General features: G+C 37.1%; 19 protein-coding genes. 12 read left to right on the forward strand and 7 right to left on the reverse strand.

Annotated features, from left to right (window positions below; translation table 11 throughout):
- Window positions 1-47 precede the first annotated feature (47 nt).
- A complete protein-coding gene (locus ACUN24_RS15290) occupies window positions 48-1,193 on the forward strand; it encodes a serine hydrolase domain-containing protein (RefSeq protein ID WP_445563282.1) in 1,146 nt (381 codons plus the stop codon).
- Window position 1,194: 1 nt separating this feature from the next.
- On the opposite strand, the gene ACUN24_RS15295 is transcribed toward ACUN24_RS15290, so the two are convergent.
- Window positions 1,195-1,392 carry a hypothetical protein gene (locus tag ACUN24_RS15295; protein WP_445563283.1) on the reverse strand — a complete coding sequence of 66 codons (198 nt, stop codon included), beginning with the start codon at window positions 1,390-1,392 and terminating at the stop codon, window positions 1,195-1,197.
- Window positions 1,393-1,400: 8 nt separating this feature from the next.
- Window positions 1,401-1,622 (reverse strand): DUF3606 domain-containing protein, encoded by a 222-nt coding sequence (locus ACUN24_RS15300; protein WP_445563284.1) that lies wholly within the window; start codon window positions 1,620-1,622, stop codon window positions 1,401-1,403.
- 466 nt (window positions 1,623-2,088) lie between these two features.
- Between ACUN24_RS15300 and ACUN24_RS15305 the strand changes: the two genes are divergently transcribed.
- The 4 genes from ACUN24_RS15305 (at window position 2,089) to ACUN24_RS15320 (ending at window position 5,722) form a co-directional block, all read left to right on the forward strand.
- On the forward strand, window positions 2,089-2,262 hold the full coding sequence (locus ACUN24_RS15305) for a DUF3606 domain-containing protein (protein WP_445563285.1): 174 nt from the start codon (window positions 2,089-2,091) through the stop codon (window positions 2,260-2,262).
- Between the two features lie 10 nt (window positions 2,263-2,272).
- Window positions 2,273-4,969, forward strand: coding sequence for a DNA ligase D (gene ligD / locus ACUN24_RS15310; RefSeq protein WP_445563286.1), 2,697 nt, complete (start codon window positions 2,273-2,275; stop codon window positions 4,967-4,969).
- A 50-nt stretch (window positions 4,970-5,019) separates the two neighbouring features.
- On the forward strand, window positions 5,020-5,316 hold the full coding sequence (locus ACUN24_RS15315) for a Dabb family protein (protein WP_445563287.1): 297 nt from the start codon (window positions 5,020-5,022) through the stop codon (window positions 5,314-5,316).
- 208 nt (window positions 5,317-5,524) lie between these two features.
- Window positions 5,525-5,722: a hypothetical protein gene (locus ACUN24_RS15320; RefSeq protein WP_445563288.1), complete on the forward strand. Its 198-nt coding sequence runs from the start codon at window positions 5,525-5,527 to the stop codon at window positions 5,720-5,722.
- A gap of 223 nt (window positions 5,723-5,945) precedes the next feature.
- Here ACUN24_RS15320 and ACUN24_RS15325 read toward each other — a convergent pair whose 3' ends face one another.
- On the reverse strand, window positions 5,946-8,444 hold the full coding sequence (locus ACUN24_RS15325) for a TonB-dependent siderophore receptor (RefSeq protein WP_445563289.1): 2,499 nt from the start codon (window positions 8,442-8,444) through the stop codon (window positions 5,946-5,948).
- A 157-nt stretch (window positions 8,445-8,601) separates the two neighbouring features.
- On the opposite strand from ACUN24_RS15325, the gene ACUN24_RS15330 reads away from it, so the two are divergent.
- The 4 genes from ACUN24_RS15330 (at window position 8,602) to ACUN24_RS15345 (ending at window position 13,399) form a co-directional block, all read left to right on the forward strand.
- On the forward strand, window positions 8,602-9,771 hold the full coding sequence (locus tag ACUN24_RS15330; protein ID WP_445563290.1) for a DUF3095 domain-containing protein: 1,170 nt from the start codon (window positions 8,602-8,604) through the stop codon (window positions 9,769-9,771).
- A gap of 114 nt (window positions 9,772-9,885) precedes the next feature.
- The gene (locus tag ACUN24_RS15335) at window positions 9,886-11,031 is read left to right on the forward strand and encodes an ATP-binding protein (protein WP_445563291.1); all 1,146 of its coding nucleotides are present in this window, start codon (window positions 9,886-9,888) and stop codon (window positions 11,029-11,031) included.
- Between the two features lie 53 nt (window positions 11,032-11,084).
- Window positions 11,085-12,458 carry an NAD-dependent succinate-semialdehyde dehydrogenase gene (locus ACUN24_RS15340; protein WP_445563292.1) on the forward strand — a complete coding sequence of 458 codons (1,374 nt, stop codon included), beginning with the start codon at window positions 11,085-11,087 and terminating at the stop codon, window positions 12,456-12,458.
- Between the two features lie 11 nt (window positions 12,459-12,469).
- Window positions 12,470-13,399, forward strand: a complete 930-nt coding sequence (locus tag ACUN24_RS15345) for an NADP-dependent oxidoreductase (RefSeq protein ID WP_445563293.1) — start codon at window positions 12,470-12,472, stop codon at window positions 13,397-13,399.
- Between the two features lie 148 nt (window positions 13,400-13,547).
- On the opposite strand, the gene ACUN24_RS15350 is transcribed toward ACUN24_RS15345, so the two are convergent.
- Both ACUN24_RS15350 and mgrA read right to left on the reverse strand, forming a co-directional pair.
- Complete coding sequence (locus ACUN24_RS15350) at window positions 13,548-14,489, reverse strand: cation diffusion facilitator family transporter (RefSeq protein ID WP_445563294.1); 942 nt, start codon at window positions 14,487-14,489, stop codon at window positions 13,548-13,550.
- A gap of 909 nt (window positions 14,490-15,398) precedes the next feature.
- Entirely contained in the window at window positions 15,399-16,388 is a 990-nt protein-coding gene (gene mgrA / locus ACUN24_RS15355) for an L-glyceraldehyde 3-phosphate reductase (protein ID WP_445563295.1), read from the reverse strand.
- Between the two features lie 313 nt (window positions 16,389-16,701).
- Between mgrA and ACUN24_RS15360 the strand changes: the two genes are divergently transcribed.
- A complete protein-coding gene (locus ACUN24_RS15360) occupies window positions 16,702-17,874 on the forward strand; it encodes an aldose epimerase family protein (protein ID WP_445563296.1) in 1,173 nt (390 codons plus the stop codon).
- 71 nt (window positions 17,875-17,945) lie between these two features.
- Here ACUN24_RS15360 and ACUN24_RS15365 read toward each other — a convergent pair whose 3' ends face one another.
- Both ACUN24_RS15365 and ACUN24_RS15370 read right to left on the reverse strand, forming a co-directional pair.
- Window positions 17,946-18,611: an HAD family hydrolase gene (locus tag ACUN24_RS15365; RefSeq protein ID WP_445563297.1), complete on the reverse strand. Its 666-nt coding sequence runs from the start codon at window positions 18,609-18,611 to the stop codon at window positions 17,946-17,948.
- A gap of 96 nt (window positions 18,612-18,707) precedes the next feature.
- The gene (locus ACUN24_RS15370) at window positions 18,708-19,340 is read right to left on the reverse strand and encodes a phosphatase PAP2 family protein (RefSeq protein ID WP_445563298.1); all 633 of its coding nucleotides are present in this window, start codon (window positions 19,338-19,340) and stop codon (window positions 18,708-18,710) included.
- A gap of 138 nt (window positions 19,341-19,478) precedes the next feature.
- On the opposite strand from ACUN24_RS15370, the gene ACUN24_RS15375 reads away from it, so the two are divergent.
- Window positions 19,479-20,522, forward strand: a complete 1,044-nt coding sequence (locus ACUN24_RS15375) for a tetratricopeptide repeat protein (RefSeq protein WP_445563299.1) — start codon at window positions 19,479-19,481, stop codon at window positions 20,520-20,522.
- Window positions 20,523-20,537: 15 nt separating this feature from the next.
- Window positions 20,538-21,068: a metalloprotease family protein gene (locus ACUN24_RS15380; RefSeq protein WP_208529856.1), complete on the forward strand. Its 531-nt coding sequence runs from the start codon at window positions 20,538-20,540 to the stop codon at window positions 21,066-21,068.
- The last annotated feature ends 286 nt before the right edge of the window (window positions 21,069-21,354 follow it).

The raw sequence follows: 21,354 nt of genomic DNA on the forward strand, positions 1-21,354 counted from the left end.
TTTTATTTTGCACCATCTCTTATATTTAGGTTTTATCCGCTAAACTTATGAAACTAAAAGTCCTGAAGTATTTTTGCATTACTTTTTTAATAATTGGTGTAGTAGAGCAATTAAAAGCTCAAAATGCCAATGCCGAAGCAGAATTTAAAGCCGTAATGGAGAAATATAATGCGGTTGGTGCTTCTGTGGTTGTGGTAAAAGAAGGTAATATTATTTATACCCACTCTTTTGGACTAAAAGATTTAGAAAATAAAAGGCCTTTAACTGATCAGGATATTTTCAGAATTGCATCTATTTCTAAGTCTTTTTCTGCTACTGTAATCATGCAACTGGTAGAGGCCGGTAAAATTTCCTTAGATGATGATTTTGGAGATCTGGTAGGTTTTAAAATCAGGAATCCAAAATTTCCCGATCAGAAAATTACTTTAAAAATGGCATTGTCGCATACCTCTGGTTTAAATGATTCGCAGGGATATTTAAATCTGGATGTGATTAATCCCGATAAAAATCCAAACTGGGCCAAATGTTATAACGATTATGCCCCGGGAAGTAAATTTGATTATTGCAATCTTAATTTTAACCTGATTGGGGCAATCATTGAGAAGAAGTCGGGCGAACGCTTTGATTATTATGTGAAAAATCACATTTTAAAGCCATTAGGGCTTTATGGGGGGTATTGCATAGATTCTTTAGATAGTACACGCTTTGTAAAATTGTACGAATACCATACAGATACCAAAACTTATACACCGTCTCCAGGTGCTTATGCGCCGAGGCGGACAGAAATTGCCAATTATGTGATGGGCTATACCACGCCAATTTTTTCGCCAACAGGAGGAATGAAAATTTCGGCTACAGATTTAGCTAAATACATGATGATGCACATGAATTATGGCACATCAAATGTTGTTAAAATAATCACCAAAAAAAGTGCTAAAATGATGCAAACGGCCTTAACTGATGATGAAGGATATGGCTTGGCCATTAGAACTGCCGATCAGCTCATACCTGGCGTTAAGTTAAAAGGACATACTGGCTCTGCTTATGGTTTATATAGTACCATGTTTTTTAATCCCAAAGAAAAATTTGGATTTGTAATCATAACCAACGGAATCAATGCAACCTATACAGATGGTTTCCCCGATTTCAGTAGAGCTGCTATTAACAGTTTGTACCAATCTTTTTTTAAATAGCTTAAAGCAGGTTAGATAAACCGTTCTTATGAAAGAAAGCGGTTAAAGTTCTAATGCCTGCCTTTGGATGGTTTATATTGTTCCCTTTTAATTTTTTGTCGAAAATACTTTTAACAGGTTGCAGATCAATTAAATGTGATGAGTCAGTAATGGCTTGACCTACCGCTACCGGATTTTTTCTTTCATTTTTATAATACATATTCCTTATTATTGATTCACAAACCGTTGGTAGGTAATTCCTGATTTAATTTTTTCCATCATAAAATGTTCTTTCAGTTTGGAAAATTCCATGCTGTGAAGCGCTCTTACAGCTGATTTAAGTGTTTCGGTGCTTATGCCCAATCTGGCAGCCCAATAATTGCGGTCTTGTTCGTCTGCAATGTCGATAAATTCTTTTCTCGCATTCATTGAATTAAGTTGATGTTCCATTTTTATAATTTTGGTTAGTGTATTCATAAAAACAGAATATTTTCCTTTTGGTTTTCCATTTTTGTCAGTAAATTCTCAAAAAATAGTATTGATACTAAATTTTAGTTAGTCCCTAAAATTGAACTCCCGGAAAATGGCTTTAACGCAATAATTATTTGACAAATTCGGTCGTTTTAGGTGTTTAACTATCATCACTGAAAAGAGTAATATTTTCTTTACAAAACACCTGCTATCTTTGGCTATTATCAGCCTGCCTTATTTCCTGGTGCAGTTAAGGCTTATTTATAACGCCACTAAAAGTAGGTTCGCCTATGCAGAAGAAACGGCGGGGGAAATGATTACTGCGCTAATAGTTTAAGTTTTAAAATTTTATTTTCTTAAAGGTTTTAACATCCGTTTTTATAAAAGGATGTTAAAACCTTTTTTGTTATCAGGCTGTTTTATAGCAATCTAATCAAAAATCATTATGGATGATAAACTAAAAAACGGGAGTGCTGATCGCGGTAGGATCAACATTAATGAAGGTTATGAGCTGGACTATTGGTCTAATAAATTTGGCGTGAGCAAAGATAAGCTAAAAGCAGCCGTGCAAATAGTTGGTACCTCTGCCGATAAAGTTGAAGATTATTTGAAAAAGTAAAATATTGATTATGAGTTTGAAAAAGTATGTTTCCAAACGCGATTTCTCAAAAACGGCAGAACCGAAATCGGGTAAAAGCAGCGATCGCAATAAATTACATTTTGTAATTCAAAAACACGATGCATCCAGGTTGCACTATGATTTCAGACTCGAAATGGAAGGCGTTCTAAAAAGTTGGGCGGTGCCAAAAGGGCCATCAACCGATCCAAAAACCAAACGCCTGGCTATGATGGTAGAAGACCATCCTTACGATTACAAAGATTTTGAAGGCATTATCCCGAAGGGTGAATATGGTGGAGGAACCGTGATTGTGTGGGATGAAGGTACCTATGAACCGATTGAGGCTATAAAAGGTAAAAAAGCACAGGAAAAACATCTTTTAAAACAGTTAAATGAAGGTTCGTTGAAAATTAAATTGAACGGAGAAAAACTCCATGGCGAATTTGCCCTGGTTAAAACGCATGGCATGGGCGAAAATGGCTGGTTGCTCATTAAACATAAAGATGATTATGCCTCCACAAAAGATATAACCAAAGAAGATAAATCGGTTCTTTCTGGAAAAACCATCGAAAAGATGGAAAAAACATCCGATAAGGTTTGGAAAGCAGGAAAAGAGCAAAAAATAAAGCCCGAAAAAAAAAATATTGAGCCAAAGGTTAAAAAAGAAACGAAACCTGTAGGCGATGATAAAAACATTGATGTAAAAGCCATCCTGAAAAAAGCGCCAAAAGCAGCAATGCCTAAAAACATAAAACCCATGTTAGCCACATTGGTCGATGAGCCATTTGATGATCCAAACTGGCAATATGAAGTAAAATGGGATGGATACCGTGCTTTGGCCTTTATCAATAAAGGAAAGGTTGATTTATTATCGAGAAATAATAAATCCTTTAATGAAAAATTTTATCCCATTTACGACCTGCTTTTGGACTGGAAAATCAACGCGGTGCTCGACGGGGAAATTTTGGTGTTGAATGATAAAGGCATATCCAATTTCGGTTCATTACAAAACTGGAGAAGTGAGGCAGATGGGGAACTTGTTTTTTATGTATTTGATATTCTATGGTATGAGGGCAAAAACCTGATGGAACTCCCGCTTGATGAGCGTCAGGCTATTTTAAATGATGTTCTGCCAACCGATGATGACCGTGTGCGTTTAGGAAAAGTTTTCAAAGCCAGTGGTGTCGATTTTTTTGATGCTGCTCAAAGGATGGGTTTGGAAGGCATCATCGCCAAAAAAACGGATAGCACTTATGTTCCCGACCGAAGATCGAAAGAGTGGTTGAAAATTAAAGTACACAAACGCCAGGAAGTTGTTATAGCCGGTTTTACCAAAAATGCCGATACCTCCAAATCTTTCAGTTCACTTTTACTGGGCGTATATGAAAAAGGAAAATTGCAATATGTAGGTAAAGTTGGTACCGGGTTTTCGGATAAAATGCAAAAAACAATGATGGAGCAGTTTAAACCGATAATAGTAGATAAAAGCCCTTTCGAAAGTATCCCCGATGTAAATAAACCTTCACGTTTCAGGCCAAACCCACCAAAAGCGAAAGCAACCTGGTTAAAGCCAGAACTGGTATGTGAAGTTGCTTTTACAGAAGTAACTGATGATGGTGTTTTCCGCCATCCGTCTTTTCAGGGCATGCGTGAAGATAAAAAAGCCAAAGAGGTGGTAAGAGAAATAGAAGTGCCAACAGAAAAAATTGTTGACGATACTAATGAAGAAAACCCACATAAACAGGCAATAAAAGCACCGGAAGGTAAACAACCCAAAACTTTGTTAAATCCGAAAGATGAAACGCAGGTAAGGAAAATTAAAGGTCACGAGCTTAAATTTACCAACCTGAGTAAAGTATATTGGCCAGAAGATAAAGTAACTAAAAGAGACATGTTTAACTACTATTATCAGGTTGCTGAATACATTTTACCTTATCTGAAAGACCGCCCGCAATCGCTTAACCGCTTTCCGGGTGGAATACACGGTTCGAGTTTTTACCAGAAAGATGTAAAAGGAAAAGCACCGGACTGGGCAGAAACTTTCCCTTATGAAAATGGCGAAGGCGAAAAAAAAGAATACCTGGTTGGAACAGATGAAGCTTCCCTACTCTGGATGGCCAGTTTGGGCTGTATAGAAATGAACCCCTGGTTTAGCCGTGTACAGCACCCCGATAACCCTGATTATTGCGTAATCGATCTCGATCCGGATAAACACACTTTCGATCAGGTGGTTGAGGCTGCCCTTGAAACCAAAAAAGTGCTTGATGCCATTGAGGTGCCCAGTTACTGTAAAACCTCAGGCTCAACCGGTATGCACATTTACATTCCTTTAAATGCCAAATACGATTATGATCAGAGTCAGATGTTTGCTAAAATCATTGTAAATCTTGTACATAAACAGATCCCCGATTATACTTCATTAGAACGGATGGTTGCTGCAAGAAAAGGAAAGATGTACCTTGATTTTTTACAGAACAGGCCAGGGGCAACTATTGCCGGACCTTATTCTTTACGGCCAAAAGTGGGAGCAACGGTTTCCATGCCTTTGCATTGGGACGAAGTAAAACCTGGTCTGAAGATGAAAGACTTCAATATTTTTAATGCTGTAGATCGTTTAAAAGTTGAAGGAGACTTGTTTAAAGGGGTTTTGGGCAAAGGTATAGACTTAAAAAAAGCCATAAATAAGGCCAAGAGTGTTTTTGGATAAAGATGAATAATCTTTTCCCGCTTTCATTATATTTGAAAAAAATTAAAATAATGATCGCACACCACGTTTTATTCTGGCTTAAAGCCGATACCACCGACGAGCAAAAAACTGCTTTCCGCAATAGTTTACAAACATTAGAAAACATTGAAGTTGTTAAAACTTTTCATCTTGGCATACCAGCCCCGATTGAGCGTGCCGTTGTAGATATTACCTATACTTTTAGCTTGCTTTTATTATTTGAAGATTTGGCTGCGCATGATGTTTACCAGGTTCACCCATTGCATAAAGCTTTCCTGGATGAGTTCAGGGTTTATTTTGAAAAGGTTGTTATTTACGACGCAGCATAAGATCTAGTGCCTTCGATAAACCGGAGGCATTTTTTTTATGGTTGTATATTATGCTTTCTTCAGCGTATCGCTAAACTTTTTTAAGAAATGTTCAACTGGTTTATGAACTGGCATATTACTGATTAAAAATACAACTTTATATAATTATTTATAATTCCGAAAAACCAAAATGTTTTTGATTGCGTAAATGTTTTAAACCGCGATCATTATGGAAAAAGCAGCTACATTTATTAAAAGAGCCTCAATTAATGTAAACCAATTGGATAGCATTAAAATTGGTGATTTTTTATCTGATGAATATGGTAAATCTGGCAAAGTATGTGAAATCGAAAAAATAAACCGTTGCGGCGAGTTTCACTATTACTTTAAATTATTTAAGGCCGGTACAATCTTAATTATTCTATAATTCTTTATTAGTTCAAGGCATTGGTGTTTCTTTTACTTTTATCAATGATATCTTATAACCATTTGCTTTGCCTATCAATGATGGAGTTTTTTACGAAGATACCGCCATCATCAATTAAGAGAAAATTTCAATCTCCAGGGATTGATTAGGTAAAACAATCGTTTACTTAAACAAAAAGCTCCAGATCTACCGACCTGAAGCTTTTCTTTGAAATATTTTTTGCTTAAAATTTATAAGATAATGTAGTCATGAACTGACGTGGAGGAATTGGGTTAACACTGTAGTTCTCATGCACAAAGTAATTTAACTCATTCGTAATGTTCGAAAGTTTAGCTAATAATGAAAGCTTTTTCCAACTATAACCAGCAGATAAATCGAACGTGGTAAACGCACTTAACGGAATTAACCTGCTATAAATTTGTGCTTTAGTATCATTGTAACCACCGTTACGCGAACCTGTATAATAAGCAGATGCACCAAGTTTTAAGCCTTTAACATTTCCTTCCTGGAAAGTATAAAATAAAGTTCCGTTTGCAGTGTTTTTGGTAGAACCTACCAATCGTTGCCCTTCTATCACACCACCAAGAGTTATCGTTCTGGTTGCTACCGGGTTCTGCGCAGTAGGAGCAGGCACAGTATATACTGTTTTATCACGTGTTTCGGTATAACGGATAAAATTGTAACTATAACCTGCAATAAAATTCAGGCCTTTTACAATTGTTCCTGTAATATCAAGTTCCACGCCATCACTTAACGATTTTCCATTTAATTCCTTAATGTTTGTATCACCATTTGGTGCACCTTGTGCATTGATAGGAGCCTGTTGTGCAAATTTATCGTTAGCAATTCTATACCATGTTAAATTAACTGATAATCTGCCCTTAAATAAATCGTTTTTAACACCAGCTTCGTATTGTTGTAATGTAGATGGATCTAAGGGCGCTGAATTTATATCAGTTCCGGTATTTTGAATAAAATTGCTCGAATAGCTTGCATAAACTGAAGTGGTTTTTAAAGGCTGATAGATTAAACCAAATTTAGGCGTAAAAGCACTTTCTACTTTTGAGCTTTCTAAACTATTTACACTTAAAGATTGAACTCCAGTTGCCAGTATAGTGGTAACAGTTCTCGGTGTTTTCTGGAAAGTATAACGAATTCCGGCAAGTACTTTAAATTTGTCTGTAACAGTAATCAAATCCTGAACAAAAGCGCCCATGCGGTATAATGGGGCAAATACTTCCGAAACAACATTTACGTTTGGCTCAATACCAGAACCGTAGTAAGTTGAAGGATCAAGTAAGTTTACATTGCCATAATTAAACGTTGTTAGGTTATTGTTGAAAGTAAAACCTCCGCTTGTAGTGCGCGATTGATCAGCATCTGCACCCACCAATAAAGTATGGCTGATACTTCCTGTTTTGAAATAACCGTTTAAATTAATCTGCTCGTTATAGGTAAACTCTTTTGTTTTAGAACGGGTAACATTACGCTCCGCAAAACCATAAGGAAGCTTACTAGCTGCTTTTGTATCGGCAAACGGACGTTCTGCACTGAAATAATTACGGTTGTAAGATTGCAGGTTGGCCAATATATTCAACTTCCAGTTATCATTGAATTTATGGTTGATGTTTAGCTGTGAAGTAACCGTGTTTGTTTTATTATAAGCCCAGGGTGCATTTACAAAAGTCTTACGGCCTATGTCTGCAATCTGGTTTTCTACGGTACCGATACCAAAATCAGGTGTCATATTGCTTTTTAAGTAATCACCTTGCAATAAGATATCTGTTTTCTCATTGATTTTATAAAGCAGTGATGGATTAACATAAACCCTGTTCGAAGTTACACTGTTCCTAAAGCTAGCTGCATCTTCATAAGTACCGATTAAACGAAAAGCAAGGTTCTTTGTAATCGGGCCATAAATATCACCTGTTGGTTTGTACAAGCCATAACTGCCTGCACGCATGGAAACTTCGCCACCATATTCGAATTTAGGCTTTTTGGTTACCATATTCACTACAGCACCACCACTTACGCCACCGTAAAGTAAGGCTGCACTTCCTTTTAAAACCTCAACCGATTCTAATGTACTGGTTTCTGGCATACCACCACTGCTAGCACGCGATCCATTTTTAAAAACATTGTTGGCACCTAGGCTATAACCACGGGCGAAGAATGTTTCGCCACTTACCGATCCGCGGTTTTCGCCGAAAGCAACACCGTTTACGTTTTTCAATACATCACTTAAACGATTAGCTTGTATGTCGGTAATTACCTGATTACCAATAACCTGTACCGCTTGTGGAAGGTCCATGGGAGCGATAGCAATTTTACCTAAGTTAACCGGCTTTCTATTTGGCGTTTTATATCCGTTAATGGCTACTTCATCTAATTGTGAAGAAGATTCTGCGAGGGCGAAATCTGCATTTACAGTTTGACCGGCAATAACAGTAACCGATTTTTCCTGAGCAGAAATACCGATAGCAGATGTTTTAATCGTATAAGCGCCGGGTGTTATATTTTTGAAGATGAAATTACCTTTTTCATCAGTTTGTGTAGTTTTGCCTGTGTTTTTTAACCCAACATTTACATAAGCAGCCGGATTGCCATCGCTTGTTTTTATCGAACCAGAAACAGAGCCATTTTTGTTTTGTGCCATTGTATTCCCTGCTAAAAACAGAAAAAGCGCTATGAAATTTAAAAGAAGAGTAAATTTTTTATTCATTTTATTTAGATTAATTCTTAGTGGCCGCAAAGGAACCGTTTTTGAAGTGGATTAGCAAATTATTTTTATTTGTTCTAAATAAGGTTAATTTTTTAATCGAAGGTTTAGAAATACTTAAGCTTTTGTTATGCGTATATTAGGTGTATTAATTCGAATTATGCCAGATAGCGAAGATCATTTTTATTCCAATTTGCCCATCCATAAAATGCCATTACATCAGTTATTGGTTAAAAATCAATTATTTAAAGAAGTAATTGCAGGCTGGTGCGTAATTATTACTGATATCAAGCGTTCAACAGCTGCTGTAAATTCGGGTCTGCACGAGAATGTTAACCTTATTGCTACGGGAAGTATTGTTGCCGTGCTCAATATTGCGTTTAAAGCCAACATTTCGGTTCCATTCTTTTTTGGTGGCGATGGAGCCACTTTTATTGTTCCGCCAAGTATTGTAGATGATGTGATGAAATCACTGTTAAAATACAGAGAGAACACTTTACTGAATTTTAACCTCGATTTAAGGGCTGGGATTATACCGGTTGCAGAAATTTATAAAAATGGTCATACCCTTAAGATTTGTAGATTTAGCAGCGCTGAAACGTTTTCTATACCCATTGTTTTGGGCAATGGCCTGGCTTATGCTGAACAAATTATAAAGGGAGAAAATTACCTGCTGGCTGATCATAAGACAGCAAGCGATGAAATTGATTTAAGTGGGATGCAATGTCGCTGGGATAAGATTGCACCACCTGAAAACAGTGATGAGGTGGTTACATTAGTTGTAATCGCATCAGAAATCGCACAACAGGCAGCCGTGTTCAGCAAAGTAATCCTTCATCTTGATCAAATTTACGGAAGTCCGGAAAAGCGTCAGCCCATTTCTGTTCCTAAATTGATTTTCAGAACAAGCTTTAATAGTTTGGGTAAGGAGATGAAGCATCGCCTGGGAAAGATTAAATTCCTTGAACTCATTAAATCATGGTTCATCAATGTTTACGGATATATTTATTTCCGGACAGACCGTGGTAAAAAATACCTCAAGCAACTTGTCGAAATGTCGGATACGCTAGTGATCGATGGCAGGATAAATACGGTAATTACCGGTACCGCAAAGCAACGTTTGGCACTAGAGCAAGCCCTTAACCAGCTTGAAAAAAACAATGAAATTTTGTATGCTTTTTACGTAAGTGGCGAATCGGTGATGTCTTGTTATGTAAGGGACCTGGAAGATGACCATATTCATTTTGTTGATGGAGCAGATGGAGGATATACCCAGGCCGCAGGAATCCTTAAACAGAAAATACGCGATAAATTTGACGTTTTGCGATAAAAGTCAACAATTTAACATACTATTTAACAGACTAACCCAAACATTTGTGAAGGCTGACTTGTATGATACTTAGTTCAATTTGATTCATCAAAATATCAGCATAGTCTACCATATATGAAAAGTTATTCAAAGGTTTTAAGTAATGATCAACTTTTAGAAGTTCTTTTCTTATCAAAAGATGCAACAGCTATATACACTTCAGAACAAATCGTAATCGAAATGGCCAACGACGCCATGATTTCTTTTTGGGGTAAAGATCGCTCTATTATTGGCAAGCCACTGGAAGATGCAGTGCCTGAGTTAAAGGGACGGCCATTTATTAATATGCTAAAAAATGTGTTGCTAACGGGGATTACTAATAATGGCGATGCTATTCCCGCCGAAACGATGAGGGACGGTAAGTTACAGACCGCTTATTATACCTACGAATATCGGGCCATTAAGGATGATTCAGGAATTCCTTATTGTATTCTTCATACCGCGAGCGATGTTACTGATATGGTAAAGGCAAAAAAGGCAATCAAGGAGACAGAACTACAGCGTGAAGCACTGGACCAGGAACAGATTTTAATCAGCATAAAGGAAGACCAGCAAAAGAATGATTTTATCAGTATGGTAAGCCATGAGTTGAAAACGCCATTAACTTCTATCAGTGCTTACGTACAGTTAATGCAGAGTCGAAGTTTAACAGATACTTTTGTCGCAAATACTTTAGCTAAGGTGCAAAAGCAGATCCGCAAAATGAGCACATTAATCAGTTCTTTTTTAAATGTATCGCGTTTAGAATCAGGAGAAATTCAATTGAATCCATCACATTTTGATCTCAATAAACTGATTCATGATCTTGTTGAAGATTTAAGATTAATATATCCTACTAACCAGATTGATTTTGAAGAGGGAGATGCTAAATTAATTTATGCAGATAAAGATAAAATTGGCTCTGTAATTTCAAATTTGATTAGCAACGCTGTTAAATATTCAGATCAGAAAAGTACCGTTTTGGTTGAATCTGAAACCAGAGAGAATGAAATACATGTTTCTGTAACCGATCATGGCATTGGTATCAATGCCCATGATCTTGGAAAAATCTTTGATCGGTTTTATCGTGTAGAAAGCCATGAAACTGAAACCATTTCGGGTTTCGGGATAGGTTTATACCTCAGCGCAGAGATTATTAACCGTCATAACGGCAAAATATGGGTAGAAAGTAAGTACGGTGAAGGTTCTACTTTCCATTTTGAGATTCCAATTGTTTCTTAGCTGATATATTCAAATAAAAAACACAATCTTAAATGCTCATTTGTTACTGTTAAATGAGCATTTCATCAATAAACCCTGTAAACGGGGCAATCATAAAAACTTATCAGGAAGATACTGAAGAGTTAATCCATCATAAAATAGATCAGGTACATCAATCATGGTTAAGTTATAAGGAAACCGATTTTCAAAGCCGCTCAAAGCTGTTGTTGCAGGTTTCGAAACTTTTAATCGAACGTAAAGATCAGCTGGCCGAACTTATGGCGTTAGAAATGGGCAAACCCCTAAAAGCTGGCGTAGCAGAAGTTGTCAAATGTGCTTCTGTTTGTGAATACTATGCAAAAAACGGTGCTGAATTTTTAGCCGATCAAACTATAAAAACCAGCGCATCCAAAAGTTATGTGAGCTTCCAGCCTATTGGTGTGGTATTGGCCATTATGCCCTGGAATTTCCCTTTCTGGCAAGTGTTTCGCTTTCTGGCGCCAGCCTTAATGGCTGGTAACTGCGGTGTTTTAAAACATTCATCAGGTGTTACGGGCTGCGCCATAGAAATAGAAAAAGTAATTGTGGATGCTGGCTTTCCTGCCAATGTTTTTAAAACATTGATCTGCAGCAGTAAAGCCATCCCAAAAGTAATCGAAAACCCTAACATCAAAGCAGTAACCCTTACAGGAAGCACCGAAGCCGGTAAAAAAGTAGCCGAACAAGCAGGGAAATTAATTAAAAAAACAGTTTTGGAACTTGGTGGGAGCGATCCTTATGTGATTTTAGAAGATGCTGATTTAAAAAAAGCGGCCAAAATATGTGCAGAAGCCAGGTTAATTAATAACGGGCAAAGCTGTATTGCTGCGAAACGTTTCATTGTGGTCAAAAAAGTTGAGGAGCAATTTACCCAGCTTTTTAAAGCCGAAATGGCAAGTAAAAAAACTGGCGATCCCTTGCAGAACGATACTGATTTAGGACCAATGGCGAGAGCAGAACTTCGTGATGAATTGCATCAGCAAGTTTTAAAGAGTATCGAACAGGGTGCAAAATGTATTCTGGGCGGAGAAATTCCCAGCATGGAACGCAAACATGCTTATTACCAACCCACCATATTAACCCATGTAAAAAAGGGCGTATTGGCTTATGATGAAGAAATATTCGGTCCGGTAGCTGCAATTATCTCCGCAGAAGATACTGAAGATGCCATCCGGATAGCCAATGATACCAATTTTGGACTTGGTGCAGCCGTTTTTACCGAAAATTCCGTATTAGCAGAAGATATTGCGCGGAATAAACTTGAAGCGGGCTCTTGTTTTGTAAATGAAGGTGTTAAATCAGATCCAGCATTGCCTTTTGGAGGCATCAACCAATCTGGCTACGGCCGTGAATTAAGTATGTTCGGTATTCATGAGTTTGTGAATATTAAAACCGTATACATCAAATAATAATATCCGATATGAAAGCAGTTAGAATCCATGAGTTTGGCGGACCAGAAGTTTTATCTATAGATGAAATTCCGGTTCCCCAGCCAGCACCAGATGAAGTATTAATTAAAGTGCATGCAACCAGCGTAAATCCGGTAGATTGGAAAATTAGAGAAGGACAAAGGAAAGTGAAATTTCCAGTAAAATTTCCTTTAACCCTGGGTTGGGATGTTTCTGGCACAATTGAGGCATTAGGCGAAAAGGTAAGTGCTTTTAGAAAGGGAGATGAAGTTTATGGCAGGCCAGATCCAACAAAAAACGGTGCTTATGCCGAATATATTGTGGTAAAAGCCAACATCATTAGCATTAAACCCACTAGCATAGGGCATACCGAGGCTGCAGCAGTACCCCTTGCAGGTTTAACGGCATGGCAAGCCTTATTCGATCATGGTTTGTTAAAAGTCGGACAAAAAGTATTGATTCACGCTGCAGCCGGTGGGGTAGGAACCTATGCCGTACAATTGGCAAAGTGGAAAGGGGCTTATGTAATCGGTACTGCCTCAAGTGCTAACATCGATTTTTTGAAGCGTTTAGGTGCCGATGAGGTAATTGATTATAAAATGGAAGATTTTGAGACCGCTTTAAGTGATGTTGACCTGGTTTTAGATACCATTGGCGGAGAAACGCAACTCAAATCGTTAACTATATTAAAAGCAGGAGGAAGGGTAATCACCACCTTAATGCCAGAGTTTGTGGCAGAAGCAAAGGCGAAAAACGTTCATCTCATCGGCTTTACTGCACAATCAATTCCTGATCAACTGACTGAAATTGCTACTTTGATCGATTCTGGTAAAGTTAAACCCGTTATAGAAAAAGTTTTGCCTTTTACCAGCGCTAGGCAAGCTCAAGCCGACAGCGAGCAGGGACATACAAGAGGAAAGATTGTATTGCAGGTAATTTAGGAGAGAAGTCCGAAGTCGGATGTCAGAGGCCCGAAAAAATAATAATTCATATTATTATCGTCCTCCTGAATAAATTCAGAAGGGCGATAATATTCAAACCTTAAGTGAATTAATGATCTTAATAGCTTAATGGTGAAAAAAACAAATTTTACTCCAAAAAGATATCCTTACTAAAATCATTCTCCGCTACATCAGCAGACTGTGGTTGAATAATGACAAACTTGATCACGCTATATTCTGATTTTATTTTATCCCTCAACCTGTCTATCGCATTGGTTAAATTGGTAGTGGTTAATTCTGCTTTAAACGTAAGAATGAGCACCAGCAATACTTCCTTTGGTGATTGATACTGGGATAATATGCTTGTTACTGTAATCACATCCTGATCATTTTCCGCCAGTTCTTTTATCTTCTGCTGTGTTTCAGGCATTAAACCTTCGCCCATTAATAAACTACGGCTTTCCCTGGCCAGTATAAAGGATACGAAAATTAAGAGTGTACCCACCAAAACAGAAGCCAGTCCATCTAAAAATGGAAGGTTTAAGTTGTGGCTCAACATCATAAATATAAAAACAATCAATAGTCCTAAAACGGCTGCTCCATCTTCAAACAATACTAAAAAGCCAGAGGGATCTTTACTTTTGATAATCGCTTTCCACCAGGGCAAACCTTTACGTGTTTTGTTAAATTCTTTCATCGCAATGATTAAAGAAACACCCTCAAATATGAAAGATAAACCCAATACCACATAATTCCAGGTAGGATTGCCTAAAACTTCAGGATGACGGATATGCGCAATTCCTTGTGAAATAGAGACCACACCACCTAAACCAAAAATCATGATGGATACAATAAACGACCAGAAATACAACTCTTTACCATAACCAAATGGGCGGGATTTGTCGGGCGGTTTTACACTTCTTTTTAAGCCATAGAGCAATAAAAGTTGATTGCTGGTGTCAACCGTTGAGTGGATGCCTTCGGCAATCATCGATGAGCTGTTGGTAAATGCCCCAGCAATGAATTTGGTTACTGCAATTAATAAATTGGCCGCTAATGCGCTGTAAATAGAATTGTTGGCTCTTGCCATAGATTAAGAAATGTAAAGGATTCATTTCTTAAACGGTTTTAATTTGTTTTGGTTTTATAACGAGCGATGAAAAATACGGTATTCCCAATTCAATTGGGAATACTAATTTATACTCTTTAAGGTTCCAGCCTGTGCCTATCGTGTGGGCATATCTTTTTTAAGTTTAGTTTAGGCGTTTTGCTAAGCAACATTAATAAAGCACGGATTTTAACCAAGGACGCTGTCAATCCCAAGAGCCGGGGAAATCAAAAAAACAGGTGCACAACAGTAAAAATGGCCGTAACAAACCTGAAACGCAGTGGTTTTGTGTTCGTAACCGATGATTTTATTTTAAAAAATATTGAACACAAAACGAAGTGTCGCTGTTTTTTTGATGCGTGTGAGATTGTGCAAGAGGCTCATTGCTGGATTGACAAAGCGCTTTGGGTACTTTGGCGCTCCAAAATGCGTAGCATTCTTGAACACAGCTAAAAACAACATTAACTGTGAAAAACTACCATGCCACGCGGCATAGAGCGATGAAGAATGCTTTACTTAATTATGTCGACAGATAAGGTATAGAGCGTAAAAAAAATCAACATTTATCCCAAAATATAGTTTTTAAGATATAAAAGCTTGTAATTTAGCAGGAAAGATGCTGAAATAAATTCAGCATGACGATCGTCTAAGGAATATCTACTAAAAACAAATACAGGCTAACATAGATGTGTCCACACGATAGGTCTGGGCGAGAATGACGTTTTTTTTGACTCTTAAACGGTTTTAATTTGGTTTTGAAAAGTATGAGCGGATAGGATCGTCATTTTAACCGCTGTGGAGAAATCTTTTAATAAAGTTCAAAGATCTCTCCATTTTGTTATGTTCCATCCGATAGCTACCGGATCGGGATGACGGTTATTTTTGGGATTTTTAACCTAAAATTTCATCAATCAATTTGATTTCAGTTTCACTAAATTCAATGTTATCTAATGCTTTAATTGAATCGGTAATCTGCTCTGGTTTACTGGCGCCAATCAGAACAGTAGTTACCCTATTGTCTTTCAGGATCCAGGATAAAGCCATATGTGCTAATTTTTGTCCACGCGATTTAGCAACATCATTAAGTTTGGTAATTACAGCTAATTTCTCTGGGGTAATATTACTTTCTTTCAGGAAAATACCACTCGTAGCAACTCTCGAATCGGAAGGAATGCCGTGTAAATATTTATCGGTAAGTAAACCTTGCGCCAATGGCGAAAACGGAATACAACCTACACCATTTTGTGCTAAAACATCAAGTAAACCATTTTCTACCCAACGTTCAAACATGGAATATTTCGGCTGGTGGATTAAACATGGAGTACCGTTATCTTTTAAAATTTTAATTGCTTTTGCAGCTTCTTCCGCCTGATAATTTGAAATACCCACATACAAAGCTTTGCCTTGTTGAACTAAAAGACTTAAAGCGCCCATAGTTTCTTCCAAAGGAGTTTCAGGATCCGGCCGATGGTGGTAAAAAATATCAACGTAATCCAGTTTCATGCGTTTTAAGCTTTGGTCTAAACTAGAAACCAGGTATTTTTTCGAGCCCCAGTCACCATAAGGACCATCCCACATGGTATATCCCGCTTTGCTCGAAATAATCATTTCGTCACGATAGCCCTTAAAATCTTCATAAAGGATTTTTCCGAAAACTTCTTCAGCAGAGCCAGGAGGAGGGCCATAATTATTGGCTAAATCAAAGTGGGTGATTCCGTTGTTAAAAGCAGTGTAGATGAGATTTTTGCTGTTTTCAAAAACGTTTACATGTCCGAAATTATGCCATAAACCCAATGATATTGCGGGCAATTTTAAACCACTGTTACCACAACGGCGATATGGCATTTTGTCGTAACGATCTCTTAAAATGATTTGGTTCATATTTGAGTTTTGATTGCCACAATAATAATTAGTTTTAGCGGAATTTAATGGCTATTGCTTAATATATTATCAACTTATAAGTGATGGAATATACAATCAGTATATGGTTGCTGCAAATATTTGTCGAAAATCTATTCAAAGTTAATTTTAAGACTTCCACATTTTGTAATCATCAATTCTGCAAATCGTATCGTTGCCCATAGCTTAGGTAAATTATTGCATAAAATATGTTTTTTGATTATTCTAAATCGTTTTATTTGTAAAATTAAGTGATATATTTATAATTAAAATCTAAACCAAGTATTCCATTTTTATGAAATTAAAATCATTAGCAGGCCTCGGCGTTCTGGCTGCAATCGGGTTTGCGTCCTGCCAATCTGAAACCAAAAAAACTTCTTCTACAGATAGTTTGAAAAGCGATTCTGCTGCAGTTGTAAAATTAGTCCCCGATTCTTTTAAAAAGGAAATTGATGGTAAACAAACAGCATTGTATACTTTAAAGAATAAGAACAATGCGGAAGCAATTTTTACCAATTACGGCGGGCGCCTGGTTAGCTTATTAGTGCCCAATAAAGATGGTAAGTTAGTAGATGTAGTGGTGGGTTTTAAAAGTGTTGGTGATTACGAAAAATCTACCGAACCCTATTTTGGCGCAACTATAGGCAGGTATGGTAACCGAATTGCCAAAGGTAAATTTACGCTTGAAGGTAAAACCTATTCGCTGTATACCAATAATGGCCAGAATACCCTTCATGGTGGCAAAAAAGGCTATCAATATGTAGTTTGGGATGCGAGCCAGCCCAATCCCAATACTTTGATGCTACATTATCTATCAAAAGATGGCGATGAAAATTTTCCTGGTAATTTGGATGTTAAGGTAACTTATATCTTAACAGATGATAATGAGTTGAGAATGGACTATGAAGCTAAAACAGATAAAACCACAGTGGTAAATTTAACAAATCATGCATTTTTTAATTTAAATGGCGATGGAAGCGGTGAGATTTTGAATCACGAAGTGCAGATTTATGCAGATGAATATACCCCTGTTGATTCTACTTTGATTCCGACAGGTAAAATTGAAAAGGTTAAGGGTACACCGTTCGATTTCACCACTGCAACAACTATTGGTACACGTATAAACAATAAAAATGAACAGTTAACTTTCGGTAAAGGTTACGATCATAACTACGTGCTTAATAAAACCAAAGCAATGGGCATGTTCCACGCGGCTACGGTTAAAGGAGATAAGTCCGGTATTATAATGGATATTTATACGCAGGAGCCAGGTTTACAGTTCTACAGCGGAAACTTTATGCAGAGTAAAAATACTTTTAAAACTGGTGCTAAAGATGATTTTAGAACCGCAATTGCAATGGAAACGCAGCATTTTCCGGATTCTCCAAATCAACCTGCTTTTCCTTCAACGGTTTTAAAGCCAGGACAAGTGTATAAAACGAGTTCTATATATAAGTTTACCAAATAATCATGTTGAGGATCAATGTATCCCATAATCATAAATAAATACGGCCCGTAGAAATGCAGGCTGTATTTATTTTAGAAAAGTTCCTGCAAAACGGGATCTGTATAATCCTCTATAAAAGTAATAATGTTATGGTAAGCAGAAAATTCTTCCTTAGTGTGCATAGTGGTCAATACAACACATTTCATTCCCGCATTTTGGGCGGCTTCGACACCTTTTGGTGCATCTTCAAAAACGATACATTGATTAGCTTCAACACCTAAAATTTCAGCCCCTTTGGTAAAGGTTTCCGGATCTGGTTTACTATGTACAACGTCTTCGGCACTTACTATCGCTTTAAAATAAGAGCGGATATTTAAGTTATCAAGAACAAAATTAATGTTGAAAGGAATCGCTGCCGAGCCAATTGCCATTTGAATGCCTGATTGTTTTGCTTTTTCGAAAAAATCGCCTAAGCCTGCTATTAACGATAAATGTTTTTTATATGCCGCCTGATAGCGGTGCTCTTTCTCGATAGAAATCTGATCAATCTGTTCCTGCGAGAAATGACCAACACCAAAAACACGTTCCAACAGATCCTGGTTTTTGCCGTACATCTGTTTTTTAACCGCATCAAAGCTGATGCTTGCGCCTAAATCCTTGGTAAGGATATTATGCCATGCCTGATTATGAAAAGCCATATCGTTAATCATGGTACCATTTAAATCGAAAAGAAAAGCTTTGGGTTTATCGTTCGTCATGGCGGCAAAATTATCAGAATTTTTTATGATTATGACAAAATAAGGTTATCATTACGAAAATTTAACTGAGCAAGAAAGAAAAACCGTAAGAAAGTGTTAATCTTTTTGCTTTTTAAAATAAAAGTAACAAAGTGGAAAGAGGCAAATCAAGCCTAAAAGAAAACCACCAACGGTATCTGTAAACCAATGTGCACCCAGGTAAATTCTGGATGGGGCAATGGTGATCATCAAAAATGCTGATAAATAAGTTACTATATTTCTGGTTAGCTTGGGCACATCTTTTAACGTATTCATCAAAATAATTAAGAACCCAAAAAAGAGCGTGTAAGAAAGTACATGCCCGCTGGGGTAGCTTTGAAACCGGTTTACTTCCACCAAACGTACGTAAAATGCAGTAGGACGAGGGCGGTTGATTACATTTTTTATACCCAGAATAATTAATCCGGATAATAAAACTGTCGAAATGAATATTCCCTCCCGTTTATATTTCTGATAATAAAATATAAATGCAACAACTACTACTGAAAGTAATGAATAGGGAAGTTCGCCAAAAAAGCTGATGGCCAACATTAATTTATCTAACCAGTCTGCGTGGTATTGCTGAATAAATAGCGAAGTTCTAATGTCAAAATCAAGTATAGGATGCTGCGCAATAAAAAAACTTAAACAGGTAAAGGCAGCAATTAGCAATGCGAGTATTAAAATTAGTGTATTTCGTTTTAAAGGCATAGTCATAGGTAAATCAAAAAATCAAAACTATGGATTTTATGCCAATAGAATAAAAAAAAACAGGCTTTTTAAATTAGGTACGCTTTAATGGTCGGAATTGTTAAAAAATATTATCTTTATTGCTTTAACGAATCTCACATGCAAGAAAATCATTCCGCAGAAGGTGCGCCAGAAAGCCATTTTAACGAAAGCCTGTGCGCAAACTGTCAGATAAATGTATACGAGCCTGGCTATGCCATTAATTTATGTTCTGATTGCCGAAAAAGTTTAATAAAGTATCCCATACCCAAATGGATTAAATTTTTCGCGCTCGGCATCTTAGCGGTTATGGTGATTAGTTTGTTACGCACTCAACAATATATTTCTGCTGCAGTCCATTTAGGCAAAGCGGAGAAAGCAATCGATAAAAAACATTTTATAACGGCACAACGCGAGTTGAGTTTAGTATTAAATAAGTTCCCGAAAGACTTTAATGCCAATGCCTACATGATGGTTGCAAGTGCCTATAATTTTGATTTTGAAGCATACCAGATTGCTTTTGACAAGATAGCGGATATAAAAACAGAGGATGAAAACTTATTGAGCAAGGTAAATGCGGCTTCTGAATATATTGCCCAGTCGTTCGCTAAGGACACGTTGATGTATAAACGTATTGTTGCCGTCGCCAAGGATAAAGAAAAATTATTGGCTATGGTAGATAGTACTGACGAAATTGTATTAAAAACGCATATCGCAAACTTTTTATTCGAGACAAAAGATTATGATCGGGTAGAAGATATTGTAAACAAGGTATTGGCATTTGATCCTAATTTTTATCAGGCTTTGAGTTTGAAAACTGCTGTTAAAAGAAACACGGCCAAATATGATGAAGCTTTGGCCCTTTGTGATCGATTATTGGGATTTAACGCCGAAGATATTTATGTTTTATCGCAAAAGGCCAGGATTGAACTTAAACGAAAACATGATAGAGAGGCTGCCGCTTTTGCTTCAAAAGCCCTGTCCCTTGATCCTGATAATGACAGTGCCATTGAGGCCACTGCTATGGTAGACTATTTTGCCGGCAGGAAAAAAGAAAGTTTGGCGCGTTTGGCTAAAATAAAGGCTCACGAAACTCACTCGGGAGATAGCACCATATCGAAACGTTTATCACCCATTATTTTGGGTTCAGAAATTTATAGGTAATTAGAAGATAAAATTATGTTTGTTCCAGGTATATTAATCAGTATCGCTACTTTTCCAGGCGTAATTGTACACGAGCTTGCCCACCAGCTTTTTTGCAGGTTATTTAAGGTTCCGGTATTCGAAGTTTGCTATTTTAGAACCGAGAATCCTGTAGGTTATGTTTTACACGAGCCCGCACCAAAGGTTTATCAAACAGTATTTATTTCTGTAGGGCCATTTATTGTTAACTCACTGTTGTGTTTTATTATTGGTTTTTCTGCTGCGCTGCAGTTTAAATTCGATTCGGCAAATGTTTTAGATTATTTACTGATGTATCTGGCCATTTCGATTGGCGCAAATGCATTTCCAAGCACAGGAGATGCAAACAGTTTGTGGAATGCAGTTGTAAAATCAAAAAATACTTCCTGGTTGTCTAAAATAGTTGTGACCCCAATAGTCGGTTTCATATATGCCGGTGCATTGGGATCTTTCTTTTGGCTCGATATTATTTATGGTGGTGCCGTTGCTTTAGGCTTACCTTATCTAATCATTAAATTTTTGGTGTAATAAAAACCATAGTGGTGAGAAATATTCATCAAGGAAATAAGACGATTCATCAAGGAAATAAGCCTATCTGTATAATCTGTTATGATAAGTTGAAAGGATTTTTAATCTTAGGGTCAGATAATAAGGATATCTATGCTTAATTGGTTGGCAGGATTAATTCCTGCCAACTAAAAAAGCGAACCCCTTCTACAATTTATTCATAAATTATACTTTTTGTGTTAACGCTTCGGCCCAAGCCTACCTCCTTTAAATAAGGAGGTGCTTAGGTTGTTACCATATCCTCCGT

This window comes from Pedobacter sp. WC2501 (genome assembly GCF_052682415.1).